General features: G+C 31.3%; 18 protein-coding genes. 5 read left to right on the plus strand and 13 right to left on the minus strand.

Annotated features, from left to right (window positions below):
• Nucleotides 1–88 precede the first annotated feature (88 nt).
• The 5 genes from LN736_RS00290 to LN736_RS00310 form a co-directional block, all read right to left on the minus strand.
• On the minus strand, nucleotides 89–1,351 hold the full coding sequence (locus LN736_RS00290; RefSeq protein WP_150358031.1) for a helix-turn-helix domain-containing protein: 1,263 nt from the start codon (nucleotides 1,349–1,351) through the stop codon (nucleotides 89–91).
• 19 nt (nucleotides 1,352–1,370) lie between these two features.
• The gene (locus LN736_RS00295) at nucleotides 1,371–2,675 is read right to left on the minus strand and encodes a helix-turn-helix transcriptional regulator (protein WP_150358030.1); all 1,305 of its coding nucleotides are present in this window, start codon (nucleotides 2,673–2,675) and stop codon (nucleotides 1,371–1,373) included.
• A 246-nt stretch (nucleotides 2,676–2,921) separates the two neighbouring features.
• On the minus strand, nucleotides 2,922–3,074 hold the full coding sequence (locus LN736_RS00300; protein ID WP_150359005.1) for a YtxH domain-containing protein: 153 nt from the start codon (nucleotides 3,072–3,074) through the stop codon (nucleotides 2,922–2,924).
• A 105-nt stretch (nucleotides 3,075–3,179) separates the two neighbouring features.
• Nucleotides 3,180–4,121: a YkvA family protein gene (locus LN736_RS00305; RefSeq protein WP_150359004.1), complete on the minus strand. Its 942-nt coding sequence runs from the start codon at nucleotides 4,119–4,121 to the stop codon at nucleotides 3,180–3,182.
• A gap of 76 nt (nucleotides 4,122–4,197) precedes the next feature.
• Nucleotides 4,198–5,895, minus strand: coding sequence for a MutS-related protein (locus LN736_RS00310; RefSeq protein ID WP_150359003.1), 1,698 nt, complete (start codon nucleotides 5,893–5,895; stop codon nucleotides 4,198–4,200).
• 335 nt (nucleotides 5,896–6,230) lie between these two features.
• On the opposite strand from LN736_RS00310, the gene LN736_RS00315 reads away from it, so the two are divergent.
• Nucleotides 6,231–7,988, plus strand: a complete 1,758-nt coding sequence (locus LN736_RS00315; protein WP_150358948.1) for an ATP-dependent metallopeptidase FtsH/Yme1/Tma family protein — start codon at nucleotides 6,231–6,233, stop codon at nucleotides 7,986–7,988.
• A 66-nt stretch (nucleotides 7,989–8,054) separates the two neighbouring features.
• Here LN736_RS00315 and LN736_RS00320 read toward each other — a convergent pair whose 3' ends face one another.
• Nucleotides 8,055–9,077 carry a rhomboid family intramembrane serine protease gene (locus LN736_RS00320; RefSeq protein ID WP_150358947.1) on the minus strand — a complete coding sequence of 341 codons (1,023 nt, stop codon included), beginning with the start codon at nucleotides 9,075–9,077 and terminating at the stop codon, nucleotides 8,055–8,057.
• Between the two features lie 88 nt (nucleotides 9,078–9,165).
• Nucleotides 9,166–10,227 (minus strand): HD-GYP domain-containing protein, encoded by a 1,062-nt coding sequence (locus LN736_RS00325; protein WP_150358946.1) that lies wholly within the window; start codon nucleotides 10,225–10,227, stop codon nucleotides 9,166–9,168.
• Nucleotides 10,228–10,456: 229 nt separating this feature from the next.
• Here LN736_RS00325 and LN736_RS00330 point away from each other — a divergent pair, with 229 nt between their 5' ends.
• A complete protein-coding gene (locus LN736_RS00330) occupies nucleotides 10,457–10,792 on the plus strand; it encodes a hypothetical protein (protein WP_150358848.1) in 336 nt (111 codons plus the stop codon).
• A gap of 1 nt (nucleotide 10,793) precedes the next feature.
• On the opposite strand, the gene LN736_RS00335 is transcribed toward LN736_RS00330, so the two are convergent.
• From LN736_RS00335 to LN736_RS00360, 6 genes are all read right to left on the minus strand, one after another.
• Nucleotides 10,794–11,222, minus strand: coding sequence for a Fur family transcriptional regulator (locus LN736_RS00335; RefSeq protein ID WP_150358849.1), 429 nt, complete (start codon nucleotides 11,220–11,222; stop codon nucleotides 10,794–10,796).
• Nucleotides 11,223–11,242: 20 nt separating this feature from the next.
• A complete protein-coding gene (locus LN736_RS00340; protein WP_150358850.1) occupies nucleotides 11,243–11,794 on the minus strand; it encodes a manganese efflux pump MntP in 552 nt (183 codons plus the stop codon).
• Between the two features lie 93 nt (nucleotides 11,795–11,887).
• A complete protein-coding gene (locus tag LN736_RS00345; protein WP_150358851.1) occupies nucleotides 11,888–12,604 on the minus strand; it encodes a M48 family metallopeptidase in 717 nt (238 codons plus the stop codon).
• Between the two features lie 202 nt (nucleotides 12,605–12,806).
• Entirely contained in the window at nucleotides 12,807–13,721 is a 915-nt protein-coding gene (locus tag LN736_RS00350; RefSeq protein ID WP_150358852.1) for a branched-chain amino acid transaminase, read from the minus strand.
• Between the two features lie 136 nt (nucleotides 13,722–13,857).
• Nucleotides 13,858–14,898 carry a low-specificity L-threonine aldolase gene (gene ltaE, locus LN736_RS00355; protein ID WP_150358853.1) on the minus strand — a complete coding sequence of 347 codons (1,041 nt, stop codon included), beginning with the start codon at nucleotides 14,896–14,898 and terminating at the stop codon, nucleotides 13,858–13,860.
• Nucleotides 14,899–14,978: 80 nt separating this feature from the next.
• Complete coding sequence (locus LN736_RS00360) at nucleotides 14,979–16,235, minus strand: glutamate-5-semialdehyde dehydrogenase (protein ID WP_150358854.1); 1,257 nt, start codon at nucleotides 16,233–16,235, stop codon at nucleotides 14,979–14,981.
• Nucleotides 16,236–16,560: 325 nt separating this feature from the next.
• Between LN736_RS00360 and LN736_RS00365 the strand changes: the two genes are divergently transcribed.
• The 3 genes from LN736_RS00365 (at nucleotide 16,561) to hslO (ending at nucleotide 18,588) form a co-directional block, all read left to right on the plus strand.
• Nucleotides 16,561–16,830: an alpha/beta-type small acid-soluble spore protein gene (locus LN736_RS00365; protein WP_150358569.1), complete on the plus strand. Its 270-nt coding sequence runs from the start codon at nucleotides 16,561–16,563 to the stop codon at nucleotides 16,828–16,830.
• Between the two features lie 78 nt (nucleotides 16,831–16,908).
• Nucleotides 16,909–17,652, plus strand: coding sequence for a class I SAM-dependent DNA methyltransferase (locus LN736_RS00370; protein WP_179977901.1), 744 nt, complete (start codon nucleotides 16,909–16,911; stop codon nucleotides 17,650–17,652).
• A 45-nt stretch (nucleotides 17,653–17,697) separates the two neighbouring features.
• On the plus strand, nucleotides 17,698–18,588 hold the full coding sequence (gene hslO, locus LN736_RS00375; RefSeq protein ID WP_179977902.1) for an Hsp33 family molecular chaperone HslO: 891 nt from the start codon (nucleotides 17,698–17,700) through the stop codon (nucleotides 18,586–18,588).
• The last annotated feature ends 109 nt before the right edge of the window (nucleotides 18,589–18,697 follow it).

The following is an 18,697-nucleotide window of genomic DNA, read 5'->3' on the forward strand; positions in this document are numbered from 1 at the left end:
CAATATTGTGCAAACCTTATAAATAAGTATCTACACAATCCCTCCTTTTTATTTTAATATTGCATATACCATTCATTATAATTAACAATTACAAAAATTTATATTTTTCTTTTAGATTTATAGCAAAGGTAAAATATTTAACAGATTCCTCCACATTACCTACCTTATAATACATCTCTCCCATTTCCATATATCTTTTATATATTTCTCTGCTGGTTCCAAATTTGAGAAGATTATCTAAAGAAAGATTCATACACATTTCTCCCTTTGAAAAGTCTCCCTCTTTTAATAATATCAAAGCTTTGTAATAATATGCCCTTTCTATAAAAGCTATATCGTCTAAATTTATAGCATAATCTAAAGCTCTGTTACATGTAATACATGCCCTCTTTAAGAATTTATTATCTATTAATATATCTGTACTCATAAGCATAAAATGTACTAATTCCTTTATATTATCCTTAGGATATATTCTCAATGATTCATCCACATAACTCAACGCCCTATTTTTCTCCCCTAAATTAAACAGTACACGGGCATAATCAAACATTGCTTCACATTTATTCTTTAAATTTTTTTCACAGAGTTCATATACTTTTTTTTCATACTTACTAAATTTATTTATGTCCATTTTTAATGAAAGTATAGCAAGCATTTGATAAATACATACATTTTCTATATCCTCCTGCATTGAATCCATTAAATTTACAATTTTCATCGCCAGTTCATATGCCTTGTCATAATACTTCAAATTAATATAACAGGTAGCCTTATAGTACATAGCTTTTAATAGATATTCACCGCATCCATCCTCTTCACAAATCCGAATTACATTGTCATAATAATTTATAGCTTGAGAAAATTCTCCGGACACATAAAAATATCTGGCAATATCCATATAGTAAATTGAATTTCTTTCATTGGAAAAGCATTTCTGTAGATAATCATAATAGGTTGAAATTATAAACTGCAGCTTTCCAAATTGTTTTTCATCCAGATAGTGATTAAAAAGCATATGCATTATAACAAAGCATATATCGCTATAAGAGTAATTATCCGCAAATTTTAAATTATATTGAAGTAATTTTTCATAATTTTCTCCAGGAGAATTTTTAGATATGTCATCTATATTTTTGATTATCTGACTTCTGACATCCTGTTTTAAATATTCAACATCGAGTTCAAGCTTACTTGATACAAATTTTAAAATCCACTGTTCAGGCTTTATTTTATCATTTTCTATACAGCTCATCTTTGAAACGGAAATTTTATCACCGCATAACCTTTTTAAGGTATATCCCTTATATATCCTGGCTCTTTTAATTTTTTGTCCAGTAGAAAGTATCTCCATAATTCTCACCTATTTTTATTTAAGAATCTTTTAATAATCCTATTTTTTTAAAATTCTCAACACCTTCATTTAAATATTTAGCAGCTTCTTTATTTAAATTATTTTCTATATAAAATTTTCCTAACATTATTGATATTTTAGCAGCTTCCTCAATATAATCCATATTATTTGCAAAATTCAATGCCATGATCAAAGTATTTTCTGCCTCTTTTTTATTAGACTCAAGCATATCTATTCTGAACTTCAGCAAATAATAATATATTAAAGTTTTGCTATTCCCCTCATCTACTTTGTCCATTATCTCATCGAGAACTTTTTTTGAATTCTCAATGTCTTTTAGCTTTATATAATTTTCACATATATCCACCAGTGTTGTAACGACATCTCTGTCCTTCAGCTTTATTCTCAATTCTTTCGCCTTATTTAAATGAATAAAAGATTCTTCAATGTTGTCAAACTGATAAAATAGTTTTCCCAAGTTATTTTCAATTTTGGCAACATTCATAGCATCATCCAATTTTCTGTACACTTCTAATGCATTTTTAGAATATTTTATAGCTTTATCTATGTCTCCCTTTTTACTATATTCTTCAGCTAGCAGAAAAAGTGTATTAGCATATTCTTTTTTGTTATCCATTTGATTAAATTTTTCTTTTGCCAAATAGGAATAGTTTATGGCTTTTTCTACATTTTCTAACTTAAAATTTGCACATGCTATATAATAATATATTTCTCCCACTAAAAAATCATTCTCAATTTTGTTTTCATTATATACATTTTCCGCCTGTTGAAAATAACTGCAAGAAGAATGGTAAGATTTCAATTTCATTGTAATTTTACCTAAATTAATAAAAGTCTTTATAATCTGTTCATATTTATTATTTTTAATAAATATCCCATTAGCTGATAGAAAAAATTGTTGTGAAATTAAATAATCACCTTTAGCCATGTGTATTACACCTTTTAAATACAAATTCTTTGCTTTCTTGTATTCTAGTCCATATTTATCCGCAAAATATAAAGTCTTTTCAATGTATTGTTCTGCCTGAATTAAGTTTTCGCTTATTATGCAGGATTCAGTTATGTTTTCAAAATAAGTACAAATTTTTTCTGCTTGAGTTTCCTCTGATTCCATTAGATATTCAACAGAAGTCTTCAATTCTGCTGCCAAATATTCCAGAAGATCCATACTTGGATTTGATTTTCCGGACTCTACAAGACTTATTTGTCCAGGTGTAATTCTATCTCCTGCTAAATCCTTCAAAGTCATGTTCAGTTCTTTTCTTCTTTTTTTTATTTTTTCTCCTAAAGAAAGTATCTCCATAATTTCATCTTCCTTTACACTGTGCAACTATAGATCATAAATTTTAACCACATTAAAATTTTTACTAAGTATTTATCCTATTATACCATATTTTTTGTAATAAAAGAAAATCTTTTAAAATATGATCTAAATTAAATTTAAGTTAATAATTGTCTTATTTAAAATAAGATGTACATTTTTTCACTAACATCTGTAATATTATGAAAAAATGTACATCAACCTTTATTTATATTAAATTATAAATTATCACTTCCTCCAATTCATCATTTCATCTGCAGTATCTTTTAGGTGTCTGGAGACTCTTTTTATTTTTCTCCGATTAGATCCCCCCAGCTCAGGCATCACCATCATGCCAACTGCCGCTCCGATTATTGCACCAGCTATAAATTTTCCATGCATTTATATCCTACTCCTTTCTTAATTTTTCCTAAAATATTGATTTTTAATATAATGGGAATTTAACTATATTAAATAGGATATGTAAATTTAATTTTTTTAAACAGACTAATTTTCACAATTATTTATAGGATGGGATTTAAATATGTTTCGAATCTGTTCTAAAATTTTAGATACATTTTTACCCCCTAATATTTCCGTGATATAATTCACTGCTTCCTTTGTAATTGAAACTATATTTTCTTCTCCCTGCCAATTATCCATTATGATCTTTTCAGGTATTTCATCTATTATAATATTAAGTGCAAAAAATGCTATGGAAATATCATCTATTTTTCCTACAAAAGGTATAAAATCAGGTAGTATATCTATAGGACTTGCCAGATAAGCTGTCAGAGCAGTAAGAATAATTTTAACTTTTAAACTCACTCTTTTATCTTTGAGCAATCTCCAGAATAGCACTATTATATCCGGCACAAGCATACCATATTCTACAATTTTTTCGTATTTAGATGGCACTTTATGTAAAATTTTTTTTCTGAATTTATGATAACCATTTAAAATCAATGGGTTTTTCTTTTTATCTATATGGGGAAATTTTTTCTCTTTTTCATATTTTATATTTTCTGCCTCTATCTTTAAAGCATTGGGTAATGTCTCTATTCTTGTTAATTTAAGATTAAAATATGGTATGAGCTTTACAGCCAAATTTAAATCAATATTTATATTGTCTCCATTCACATTTATTCCGTAAGAAACAAAATTCTCCAATATTTTTTTTACTGCAATATTTTTAACACTTTTTATTACCTTCAATTTATAGATCTTTAAATCAAATATCTTTAAATTTATAATATTGTTTTTTATGCTGCCTAGCCCCAATTTAATCTCAAAGGCAGTATTTATTTTTTTCTTGTAGGTACCGCTTACAGTAATTATTTCTTGTATATTTATATTTTCTATATCCAATCCTTCTATTTTTAAATAATCTTTAGCTATACTGAGTATATCTTCTTCAGTTAAGATAACTTTTGCTGCAGACACATTCATATATAATTCTCCTCTCCATTATGACACATTATAACTAATTTTTACTATATTTCAAGAATCAAGCATTTTATCAAAATCATTCAATCTGTTCTTTTTTCCACAGACCATTTTTGAGAAACGATGCTGCTTTTTCTTCAGCTCCACTTACAATATTATCTCCATATCCAAAAATGCTTAAAAGCTTTATTGCATTTTGAGTCGTAGACTTCCCCGGGTAAATTTTGTAATCAAAAGATATTTCATTGTCCTCAATGCTCTCACGAAAATGATAATTTCTAAAATAATCTTCAAGTATGTACGTAAGTTCTATATCATGAGTAGCTGCTATACAAATACAGTTATTCAATGTAAAATATTTAAGCACCTGTGAAGAAGCCGCTATTCTCTCCACTGTATTGGTTCCCCTGAGTATTTCATCCACAAAACACACGGTGGGTATACTTTTGTCAATGCTGTCCATAATCCTCTTCAAGGATCTAGTTTCCACTATATAGTAACTTTCCTTTCCCAATACATCATCCCTTAAAGCCATGGAAGTATATACCTTTACATAATAGCCCTCAAAATAACTAGCAGTGCATGTACATATAGTTTGAGCAAATATGATATTCAAAGCTAAGGTCTTCAAAAAAGTTGATTTACCCGATGCATTGGAACCTGTGATCAAAATGGATTCTGTGATCTTCAAAGAATTAGGTACAGCCCCTTTTATAAGTGGATGGACCAAATCTTTAACTACAATACTTTGATTTTTCTTACTGCTGCATATATGTAATTTTGGGACAGCATAGCTTTTTATCCTCACTCTATATGAAGCAATTGCTATACAGCTATCTATATTCCCAATTATCGAATAGATGGTTTTAAATTCATCACTTTTCTGTTCAAGTACAGAACTCATTTTTTCATAGTTTATCAGATCCGTCAGGAATAATATACTCATATATTCCATCAACATGGCCATATCCGTGCCATTATTGAACAAGCTAAAATAGAATTTCTTGATTTTTCTAACAGAATCAGAAGCATTTTTCAATTTATCAATACATTGACCCAGTTCTTCCACATGGATTTTCAATATCGAATTGGAACACTTCACTATATTGATTATATAGGCGAAATCCCTGAGCTTATAATCTAATCTTCCTTTAAAAAAATAATGAATTGTAATATTTATGAAGCAGCATATAATTAAAGAAAATGCCCCCACATATAAATTCACAATCATAAATGCAATTGAAGCTATAGGTAAAATCCTAAATAATCTATAAATATTTAATAAGGAATGCCTGTGTTCATAGTGATTAACATTATAAAAATAATTGGTTATAGAAATTCCTCTTTTTATCCCAAGCTTACCAAGCACATATTGTAAAGTTTTCCTCTTTTCAGGATTCTTCATAAAATATTCTATAATCTCATTTCTATATTTTAGAGCTTCATCATCATATATGGGTTTTCTCAACATGGCATAGAGAGATTCAGCTCCTGGAGTACTAGAAGTAGTATCCATATCTTTAAATATTTCATTCATTTCCAAATCATTCCATGTAATATCATCAACGAAAAAACTATTCTTTTCATATAGATTTATATTTCTAAAATATCCTGATATATCATTGATTTCTTGCCTATTGTATTTCTTATCTGATTTTTTACCCCATTGTTCTTCTATTCTTTTTTTTATTTCAGCATTATTTTTTAAAATCGATATAATGGAAACTACTGCAATTATTGTTACTACTACCAATAAGTATCCGATAACCTGAATCAATTTATTCACCTCTGTCTTTTCGGAATGTCCTATAATTAATTTATCTATATCATATCAATTTATACACAGTTCGTCTATACTTACCTAGAAGTAAAGCCAACTTAATTTACCGGGTATCTATCCCCGCCATTTCATCAGTTTTTAGCTTTTTCCATAAATTACACTAGAAATATTTATGATTTTCATTAGACTAATTGTCAAAAATATTATAATATCATTATAATATTACAATTATTATAGTTTAAATTTGTTTTCAAATTATATGTAAAATAATTTAATTATAACTAATTTTTTGTAATTAAGCTAAAAATTATTTCAAGAAGGTGAGAAGTTCAATGAAAAAAATAAAAAACAAGCTTGTTTTAATACCAATTTTAATATTTGTACTCTCTGTGGGTTTATTGGTGTTTATGAATTATAACAATAATTCTATAAATTATAAATCATATACTTCATTTGAAAAAGATCTTTCTGCTAAAAATATCTCCACAATTTATTTAACAGACTCTCCCAAAATAAGGGTACAATTAAAAAATGGTACAATATACGACACAGATAATCCCAGAACACCTAGTACTAAAGAAACTTTCTTGAAAAATGGAATAAATGTACTTGAAAATTATCCTGTAAATAGTAGGCAAGTATACCCTATTGCCCTGATGGCTGTTTCCATTATATCTATTATAATTTTGTCACTTAAACCTTCTGCAAAAGCTTCTAAAAAGGCATTTTCCCTGGATTCTCTGGATGCTACTGCTGTTGAAGACTCCAATTATAATTTTAATAATGTGGCTGGAAATGATGAAGCAAAAGAAAGTGTAAAAGATATAGTAGACTTCCTGAAAAACCCAGAAAAATATACCTCTTATGGGGCCAGAATGCCAAAAGGCATCATGCTTTATGGACAACCAGGTACAGGGAAGACCCTTCTCGCCAAAGCTGTTGCAGGTGAAGCAAATGTTCCTTTTTATGCAGTCTCTGGTTCTGACTTCATACAGGTATATGTAGGTGTTGGAGCCAGTCGTATAAGGCAGTTGTTTAAAAAAGCTAGAAATAACAATCAGGGAAAAGCCGTCATATTTATAGATGAAATAGATGCTATCGGCAAAAAGCGAAGTGCTTCAAATAGCTCTGGTGGTTCTGACGAAAGGGATCAGACTTTAAATGCCCTTCTTACAGAAATGTCCGGATTCAATGAAAAAGAAGGCATTGTAGTTATAGCCGCGACCAATAGATTGGATATGCTGGATCCCGCCCTTTTAAGGCCGGGTAGATTTGACAGACATATAGAAATAACCTTACCAGACATTTCCTCAAGAGAAAAAATCATAAATCTACATTTGAAAAATAAACCTATAGGTGATATAGACATCCATGAGTGGGCTCAAAAAACTTCCTATTTTTCAGGGGCAAAAATTGAAAATTTAATAAATGAAGCTGCCATAATTGCCTGCAAAGAAAATAGTGCTACTATTGAAAATGATCATATGGATAAAGCCTTCTCCATTGTATTGGCGGGATACGAAAAGAAAAATAGAGATTATATAAGAGATGTGGATAGAAAAATAACTGCATATCACGAAGTGGGACATGCATTGGTATCCTCAAGAATACTGCCAAATGAAAAGATATCTAAAATAACGATTATTCCAAGTACCAAAGGTGCAGGTGGATATACATTAAGTATTCCAGAGGACAAGCTTTATGAAAACAAGGATTATTTAAAAAAGCGGATAATGGTACTCCTTGGAGGCCGTGCCGCTGAAGAAGTTGTATTCGGCTCCAACTACGTTACTACCGGAGCCCGCAATGACTTGCAGCGCAGTACCAATATAGCCTTTAACATGATAACTCAATACGGTATGGGAAAAACATTAGGTCTTTTAAACATGCAGGAGCTATATGATTTGAATATAAATCAGGATAAAATAATTCAGGAATGCAAAAGTCTAATTGATTCCATATATGGAGAAGTGAAAAACATCATAATCGAAAACAGACACTGTCTTAAAAAAATAACAGATTTACTTTTAAAAAAGGAAACTTTATTTTCAAAGGATTTAAGCGAATTAAAATCAACGGCATATAGGTAATCACAACATATTCCCTATAAGAGTGCTCATCATCGGTTTTTCAAATTACCAGGAGCACTCTTTTTTCTACTTCATCTTATCCAACAGCCAGGTTATAGATATACCTCCTATAAGTCCTCCTAAATGTCCAAAATTATCTACATTTGCCACAGAAAATCCTATCATCAGATTCATTATAATTACAAACATTATATTCACAATAAATCCTCTTCCTACCTGCCTTTTCATTTTAAGGGCAAATACCAGAGAAGCACCTAAAAGTCCGAATATCGCACCAGATGCTCCTACAGAAATAGAAGGTGAAAATACACAGCTGAAGGCAGATGAAATAATACCCGATACAAAATATATGATCACATATTTTATTTTACCATATATTTTTTCAATAAAAGTACCCATTATATAGAGAGAATACATGTTTACAGCTAGGTGTATTATTCCTGCATGTAAAAACATGCATGTGAATAATCTATAGTATTGTCCACTGTCTATAAGAGAATTGACCTTAGCTCCCATAAATATAAGTACATTTAAATTGCTATCAAATATATTTCCAGAAAAATATGATGTTACAATATAAGTCATTATGTTTAAAGTTATAATCACGTAAGTGACAATAGATTTAGTCATTTCCTCTCTTCTACCTACACCACTGCCATAAGAATTATTGAGGCCAATATGCTGCATTGCCTGAGCTATCTGTTCGGCCAAATTTCTCACAGCATTTGTACACCCTAATACCCTGTTTAAATTGGGGTTGATTAAAATCAATTCACACTGTGGATAAATTTTATAATTTAACTGTGGATTACTACCATTTTGCAATATATCGGCATTTTTATCTACAACTATCTGTATTAATCTCATATCCTCACCGGGAAGCAGCTTTCTAAAATTATACATTATATTTTCTACTACTATATCTCTATAACTTTCTATATCAGAAAAAAACATTATATTTAGGGCATCACCATCTCTATTATATATTGCCCATCTGCTGCATACTCCTGGCTGCTGATCCATCTCTATGATATTAAAATCATACAATTTATAAAGTTTATCTATTAAATCTTTAATATATGAATTCATGTTTATCTCCTGAAAATATAAATATTTAATGATTTAAATATTCTTAGATCTATTATACGCTTTACAAATTATTCTATACAATTCCATTTTATTCAACTATTGTTACTATAACCAAATCTGTACTTTTCAGCAAATCTATTTCAAAAGCTGGTATAGCTTCCCTGGTCTTTGCATCATACAGCACTCTTATCACCGGCCTATCTGGAAATCCCCTATTTTGCCTTATAACATAACCTTCAACCCCATTTGACAATTTGACACAACATCCCAGGGGATAAATAGCAAAAGTATTTTTAAAATAAGATACCAGATTTTGATCAAAACTGCTTCCGCTTCCTGAAAGAATGAGTTCATAGGCATCGTTAGGGCTAAATTTTTTTCTGTAACACCTGTCATTGCTCACCGCATCATATACATCACATATACAAACCAGTTTTGCAAATTTTGTTATCTGTCTATTACTGAGTCCATAAGGATATCCTTTCCCATCTACTCTCTCATGATGCTGCTCCACCATCTTTATTATATTATCTGAGATAGCAAAATTCTTTTTCAACAGTTGTGAGCCATATATAGGATGTTTTTTTATTTCATAAAATTCCTCCTCCGTAAGCCTGTCCCTTTTATTTAATATAGCAGTAGGAACTTTCGTCTTTCCCACATCATGCAGTGCCGCTCCTACTCCAATTTCCTTTAAATCCCAATTGTTATATCCTGCTGAAATGCCCAAAAAAGAAGCCATAATGCATACATCTATAGAATGAATAAAAGTATAATTATCATAAGTTTGTATATCATAAAGGCTTTTATTAACATCTCCAAGCTCAATTATATAACTTATCATATCTTCCACATCTATTAATGATTCCTTTAGTTTTTTGCCATTGCAATCATGTATATTTGCAAGTATATTTGACATGCTTTTAATTGTAAACTGTTTTAATTGGGTTAATTTTTCATCCTCCACCTGTACATCTTCTAATCTTTCATCCTCTACATATAAATAAAACACACCTAATTCTTTTAGTTTACTTATGAAACTACTATTTAATTCAACTCCTGCTCTTAACAAAACTTGCCCTTCACTGGTTAATATGCTTTTCCCTAGTATATCCTTTTCTTTAACCCTATTTATAAACTCTAACCTCATCATTTCACCTCAATAAAGTTTTGCATAATAATTTTATTTTTTACGAAACCATAACAACATATTATTTTAAAAATTAAAATACCATGACTTTTAATTAAAAGCGTATCTATCAATATTCAGTTATTATTATTGAAAATTCTACCAGTAAATATGAAATTAGTATTTACTTATGAATAAATTTTAGATATTATAATATTGAAAATATTTTTTCCATTATATGGAGGTAAATATGAAAAAATTTTTATTTTTAACTATGCTAATTATTATAAGTCTTGTAATAACAAAAAATATATACACGTCAATTAATTGTAGAAATATTGATTATGCAGTTACGCACTACTTTACAACGGGAATTTTTAATAAATATAAGATATACGATATGCAAGATATGACTACCTCATTTTCCAACGGTGCAGTTGCATTCATTAAAGTTGAGGGAATCTCAAGTGAATCCCCTCATAGAAGAGTAGGATATACTGTATTTTTGGAAAAAAACAACAGGGGTATATGGAAAGTAAAAAAGGTATATCCTGCCCAAGTAACTCTTAAGCAAAGTGATTTTTAATTTATACTTTTTTTATTTTCTTTCTGCAATCTCTGCATATACCTTTTATCTTAAAATCAAGCTTTTCCTCTTCAAATACAAAGCCTGTTTTACTCTTTATTATTTCCTCTACCTGTTGCATGGGACAATCTATTTCTATTTGCTTATGACATATTTTACATTGTAATATATGCTTATGTTTTTCTCTTATTATTGAATAACTGTATTCCCCTTGACCTAAATCAATTTTTCTTACAATCTTTTTTATTTCAAATAGCTCTAAAGATCTGTAAATTGTAGATAAATCCACATTTACGTTTTTTTCCTTGCACTTTTTAAATATACTTTCCGCATTTATTGCCTCCTCACTTTTACATAATATATCCATGATATTCAATCTTGCCTTTGTAACTTTTATGTTATATTTTCTCAAACATTTTTCTACATCCATGAATTCACCCCAAGTTTCTCTTAAAAAAACATCATTTTAATACCAAATATAATAAGTATTATACCACCTATATAATCTGCATACTTGCTTATAATATGTATTTTCCGAAGATACCCTGAAATCAGAAAGGCAATCAAAGATATTAAAAATGTAGTTACACCTATAAATAAAGTACTATACAGCAAATTCAAATTACTCTCTATATTATTCAAAGTGGTAAATCCAATTATCAAAGCATCGATGCTCACTGAAATTCCAAATACCATAACCATTCCCGGTTTAAAAAATAGAGATTCCTTTTTATTTTTCAAACCATCTCTCAGCATTAATACTCCTGTTATCAATACCAATGCCCCTCCTATAACCTCTGGCACGGAAACAATATATCTATTGAATAGAAATCCTGCATATGCTCCAGATATTGCAAAAAAAAATTGGAAAAATCCAAAAGAACCTATAAATTGAATTTTAATCTTTCTACTTATTGCTTTATTTAATCCTATACAAAGTGAAACACCAAAAGCATCTAGAGAAAGTGCCAGTGCAATCAAGAGTAGTGAATAAAACTCCATATCAGTTTTCCTCTCACATTACTTTTCTCGTATAAATATTATTTTACTTCATATTTCTTTTGATGTCTACACTATAATAGTGTATCTAGGATTTTAAGGGAATCTAAGCATATATCCATTATTTTTAAGCCAATTCCTTTTATCCAAATATTGAGGTATTATGGAGCCAACCATCCTCCAATATCCTCCGGAGTGATCCATATACACTAGATGACAGAGTTCATGCACAACTATATAATCTATTACATCCAAAGGTGCCATCAGAAGCTTGTAATTAAAACTTAGATTCCCTTTGGAAGAACAGCTTCCCCACCTGGTTTTCTGGCATCTTACTGTTATTTTATTGGGATGTACATTTATCTTTTTAGCATAAAATCTCACTTTTTCAGCAAAAATTATTTTGGATTTCTCTTTATAAAATTTACGGATGCTTTTGTTTATAGCCTCCTGATTTTTTATTAATAAACTATTGCCATAGATAATAATTTTGTCATTCAAAACTTCCACATGACATTCTTTTATATCTGACTCGCATTTTTTTACTTCTAGAAGTTTCCCCAGCCAAAGCATATTTTCCCCCTGTGAAATACCCATGGACTTCATATACTCAATCTTGTCTTTTATGATATTTTTACTTTTATATATCCAGTCCATTTTGCTTTTAACTATCTTTTCTACAGAGTCATAATTTATATCCCATGGAGCTATTACAATTATATCCCCCTTTTCATCTATACTTATACTTACATTCTTTCTGTTTTTCCTGATCACTCTGTATCTAAGTGATGAAATTTTATGAGTAGTTTCCATATTCCCACCTTCTCACAGCAAATTTATTCTATTTCCTTTTTTAGATATTAATATTTCTTATACCTTCAATTTAAAATAAAGCAAATGGCAATTCACCACTATAACTTTATGATAAATTGCCATTGATATTAAATAAGTTTCGTTATCTATTCACCACTAACTGATCACTTTGACCGGTCTTTTCAAATTTGCATTTATATAATTAATAAACTGGTGTACAATATTTCGCATACTTAGGATTTTTCCCAGTAGTAAGTCCAAAGAAAAGCTCCTTGATTTTTTTATAAACCTCTCCTTGTTTACCCGTACCTATAATTCTATTATCCACCTTTACTATTGGGGTAACTTCCATAGCAGTTCCACTAAAGAATATTTCATCTGATGCATAGAGTTCTGTCCTAGCAATGCTTCTTTCTACTACCTCAATTCCAAGTTCCTCTCTGCCAAGCCTCATGACAAGATCCCTGGTTATACCTTCTAGTATATTGTCAGAAGGCGGCGGTGTAATCAACTGCCCTTTTTTAACAATAAAAATATTTTCTCCAGGTCCTTCGCAAACATGTCCACTTACAGTCAAGAACAGTGCTTCATCATATCCACTTTGATTTGCTTCTAAAGATGCCAAAGCGGAATTCAGATAAGCTGCAGTTGGCTTAGTCCTTGGAGGAAGCATGGTATCTTCCAGTCTTCTCCAAGAAGATATACAGACGCTTAGCTCCTCTTTGCCTGCAAATTTGCCCATGGGTTGACAATATATAAGGAACTTAGGTTCCGCATCCGAAAGGGTTGGATTTATGTTTGTCCCTCCGTCAAATACGACAGGCCTTATGTAAGTAGTCTGTTTAAATTGATTTTTCTTCAACAAATCCACTGTAATTTTACATAACTCATCTACACTATAAGGAATATTTAAATTAAAAGTCTTTGCAGATTGAAGTAATCTAACATAATGGTCTTTCAGCCTGAATCCATAAAGTTGTTTTTCATCCTCATCCCAGTAGGCTCTTATACCCTCAAAGCATCCTAATCCATAGTTAAATGCCTTTGATCTTATGCTTATAGTTACCTCACTTTCATCTACAATTTTTCCATCATAAAATACATATGATTTTGACATTAAAAAAGCCCTCCTTTTAAAATCATCTAAAAGCAAGTTGTCCAAAATCGCAACAATTACTTTTATGTGCCCCAAAAATTTAAAATATTTACTATTAAATATACAGCTATAAAAAAAATAAGTCAATACAAATAATTTAGTTACAATTTTTACGAAGTATTTCCTTAAAAGTGTTTACAATATAAGGTATGTCCTGCTTTTTCACCCAATAATTGGTTACAAACCTCATCTTTCCGCCTTCTTCTGGATTTATTTTAATTCCCTTTTTATAAAATTCCTCTACTAACTTGGCACTGTCATAACCAGTTTCTGACATATCAAAAAAAACCATATTTATTTGAATGTCTTTCATATTCACTTTTATTCCAGGTATTTTGGACAGCTCCTCTCCAAGGAAAATGGCATTTTCACGATCTTCGCCCAGCCTGCCCACCATATCCTTCAGTGCCACAAGTCCTGCTGCTGCCAGAAAACCTGCCTGCCTTAATCCACCACCCATAAGTTTTCTACATTTTCTAGCTTTCTCAATGAAACTTCTGGAACCTGCCAGCATAGAACCTACAGGAGCACACAATCCTTTGGACAGACAAAACATTACAGAATCACAATACTTCGTTATCTCCCTGGCATCAACTCCCAAATAGGAAGCTGCATTAAATACTCTGGCACCGTCAAGGTGAACTGGTATGTTATATTCTCTGGCAGCATTATAAATTTCAGACATGTTTTTCAAGGAAAGTACTCTCCCATTGGAATAAGCATTTTCCATACATATAAGTCCTGTTTCTGGATAATGTATATTTTTTTCAGTTCTTATTGTCCTTCTTACTTCTACAGGATCCATTTCCCCCGCATTAGTTCTAAGTGTTCTCAGCTGAACTCCTGCTATAACCGATGCAGCACCTACTTCATGAACTACAATATGGCAATCATCTCCCAGTATTACTTCAGAACCTCTCTTACAGTGTGTAAACAAGGAGAGCTGATTTCCAAAAGTACCACTTGGCACAAACAATGCCGCTTCTTTACCTACAAGTTTAGGTGCATATTCCTCCAATTCTCTCATTGTCGGATCATCTCCGTACACATCGTCTCCAACTCTGGCATTATACATGGCATCTCTCATAGCTTGGGTAGGCTCAGTTGCAGTGTCACTTCTCAATTCTATAAACCTCATATAAAACACTCCTCTTTTTTTTATATACTAGTTTAATTATAAACTCACAAGCTGCAGAACACCATATTATCAAGGCAATATTATTTTCGTATTTGGCCTTTCCCATATACCATATACTTAGTAGTTGTCAATTCATTTAATCCCATAGGCCCCCTGGCATGAAGCTTTTGAGTACTTATTCCTATTTCCGCACCAAACCCAAATTCCCCGCCGTCCGTAAACCTGGTAGAGGCATTTACATATACAGCAGCTGCATCAACTTCCCTTAAAAATTTCTGGGAAGAAGTATAATTATTAGTTATTATGGCCTCAGAATGTTTTGTACCATATTTATAAATGTGATCTATAGCTTCATCCACAGAATCAACCACCTTTACAGCCAAAATCAAATCTAAGAATTCCTCTTCATAATCTTCCTCGGTAGCCAATTTTATATTTGGTATCAATTTTTGCGTTCTTCTGCATCCTCTTATTTCAACATTTAACCTTCTTAAGGTATCTCCCAGGTGAGGTAAAAATTTTTCAGCTGCATCCTTATGAACAAGTAATGTTTCCATTGCATTGCAAACTGCCGGCCTTTGTGTCTTGGCATTTACAACTATTTTCTCTGCCATATCCAAATCTGCATCAGCATCCACATATACATGACAATTTCCAGCCCCTGTCTTAATTACAGGCACAGTGGAGTTTTCTGCCACAGAATTTATAAGTCCCTTGCCTCCCCTCGGTATTAAAACATCTATATATCTATTGAGTTTCATCATAATCTCTACTGCTTTTCTCTCAGTAATATCAATAAATTCCATAGATCCTTCCGGAAAACCTGCATCAACAGCTGCTCTATTTATAATATTATATATAGCTGAATTTGAATTAATGGCCTCTTTTCCTCCTCTTAGGATAACTGAATTCCCGCTTTTAAGGCACAACGCCGAAGCATCCACTGTCACATTTGGCCTGGCTTCATATATTATCCCTATTGTTCCCAAAGGCACTCTCACTTTTTCAATACGCAGATCATTAGGTCTTTTCCACATCTTTACGCCCTCACCTATGGGATCAGGAAGGGAAGCTACTTTTTCAAGGCCCTCTGCCATAGAATTTATTCTCTTTTCATCTAAAGACAATCTATCGATAAAGGCATTGTTTTTTCCGCTTTTTTTGGCATTCTCCAAATCCAATTTATTGGCCTCTAAAATATCATCTTTATTTTTTTTAACCTGCTTCGCCATGGAAAACAGTGCTCTATTTTTATCTTCAGTACCCATATTTGATAAGATTCTCGCTGCTGTACTTGCCCTTTTAGCCTTCTCTACAACATAATCATCTATATTCATAATTTTATTTTACAATCCTCCCTCTTTAATTCTGTACAACGTGCATAAAACCAATTAAATTTGATCCCGTCAAACCTCCTACTCTTCAAGTAGAAAAAAATATTTATGAATTAATTTATCCATAATTGTATCAGTAAATCATTATACGGTCAATGTATTTCTACCTTCAAAAAATATAGGAGTAAGTATATATAATATTTTAAATATAGATTATAATTATTATATAGTTAGATAACTGCTTTTTTAATGAATAGGATTTCAATTATGTATAAATCTCGCTTTTGAGGTAAAAATAATTTATAGTAAAAGTGGGAGGGTGGTATTAATGTCAAAAACGCCGCTGAAGAAAATAATAAAGGCAAAATTAAAAGCAAACAGAGAACTTACAGAAGCTGAGAAACTGAGAGAAAAATTGAAATACGAAATAGCAGAAGAATTGGGATTAAAAAGAAAAGTGGATCTTTACGGCTGGAGCGGTTTGACAGCTGAGGAAACTGGAAGAATTGGTGGTATGATGACTAAAAGGAAAAAGGAACTCAATATACCAAAAAATGAAACTCTATTGAACAATGAGATAACCAAGAATACACAGTAATTTGATTCACGGAGTGTATAAAAATAGCTTTAAGAGAGGGGAAATATCCATTATATATAAGATTATAATGGGATACAAATGAATTGTTACGAAAAATTCGCACATATATATGATAAACTGATAAACGAAGATATTGATTATGGTAAATGGGCTTTAAAAATTTTAGATCTGTGCTGTACTTTCAATGTAGAATTCAAGAATTACCTGGATTTAGCCTGTGGAACAGGAAATATGACTGAAAAAATAGCACCCCATTTTCAAAACAGCTGGGCAGTGGATCTGTCCAATGAAATGCTTTCTGAGGCAGATAAAAAATTGAGAAACAGAGGATTAAAAACAAATCTAATATGTGAAGACATAAGCAATTTAAAATTAAATAGACAATTTGACCTAATAACCTGCTGCCTTGATTCCACAAACTACCTGCTAAAGGAAGAAAATCTGGAAAATTATTTTGAAGGCGTATTCAGCCACCTCAATCCCAATGGAATATTTGTATTCGATATAAATTCCTATTATAAGATCACCAGCATATTGGGCAATAATACCTATACCTATGATGAGGGTGAGCTAACTTACATATGGGAAAATTATTTGCAAGATGAAATTGTGGACATGTATCTTACCTTCTTTGTAAAATATAAGGACATATATAGACGATTTGACGAACACCACAGAGAAAGAGCTTATAGATGTAATACAATAGAAAAATTTTTAAAAAACTGTAAATTAAGTGTTCTAGGAAAATTAGACAACTACCAGACTGACAGTATAACTGATATTTCTGAAAGAATAGTATATGTAGTAAAAAAATACAAATGAAGTGGTTCACAATAAATTGCTAGCACTGAGGAGATGAATTTGATTATGGAAGATAAATTGATAAGAGCTACAGCCAAAAACGACAACATCAGAATAATAGCTGCTTCTACTACAAGACTAGTAAATGAAGCTGTTAAAATTCACAAATGCCGCCCCACTGCAGCTGCAGCTTTTGGAAGAATGCTAACCGCTGGATGCCTTATGGGTGCAATGCTAAAATCACAAAGTGACAGTTTGACTTTAAGAATATCAGGTGGAGGAAAAGCAAAAGGTGTGCTGGTGACCTCCTATTCAGACGGACATGTAAAAGGATATATTGGAAATCCTACGGCAGATCTACCTCCCAACGGCAAAGGTAAATTGGATGTTGGGGGAATCATAGGCACAAATGGAAATCTAACCGTCACAAGAGATCTGGGACTTAAAGAACCTTATTCCAGCCAGGTACCCATACAGACTGGAGAAATAGGAGACGATTTGGCTTACTATTTTACAGTTTCTGAGCAAACTCCTTCTGCTGTGGCACTGGGAGTCTTAGTAAATGTAGATCTCAGCATAAAATCTGCCGGCGGATTTATACTACAGATGATGCCGGGGGCAGATAACAGCCTGTCAGACCTACTCACAAGCAGGCTGCAGGAAATATCTCCTATATCCACCATGATAGATGTGAAGAAAAATATATATGAAGTATTAAATGATATATTTGGAGACATAGATCTAAAAATACTGGATGAGCTGTCTCCATCCTACAAATGTGACTGCTCCAGAGAAAGAGTTGAAAAAGCTCTCATGAGTATAGGATTTGAAGATTTGAAAAAAATCTATACTGAAGGTAAATCAGAGGAACTCAGGTGTAATTTTTGCAATAAATCCTATGTATTTACCCATGACCAAATAGGTAGAATACTTAAAAGTGCTAAAAAAGATCTTTAAAGACCATATTGTAGATTTTAAAAAACTTATATGTTATAATTGTTTAAAAATTAAAGATGCTTCTATATAATAAACGCCAGGAATTATTGTATAAACATATGAAAAGAGA

The sequence above is a fragment of the Clostridium aromativorans genome (genome assembly GCF_020908015.1).
Classification (GTDB): Bacteria; Bacillota; Clostridia; order Clostridiales; family Clostridiaceae; genus Clostridium_B; species Clostridium_B aromativorans.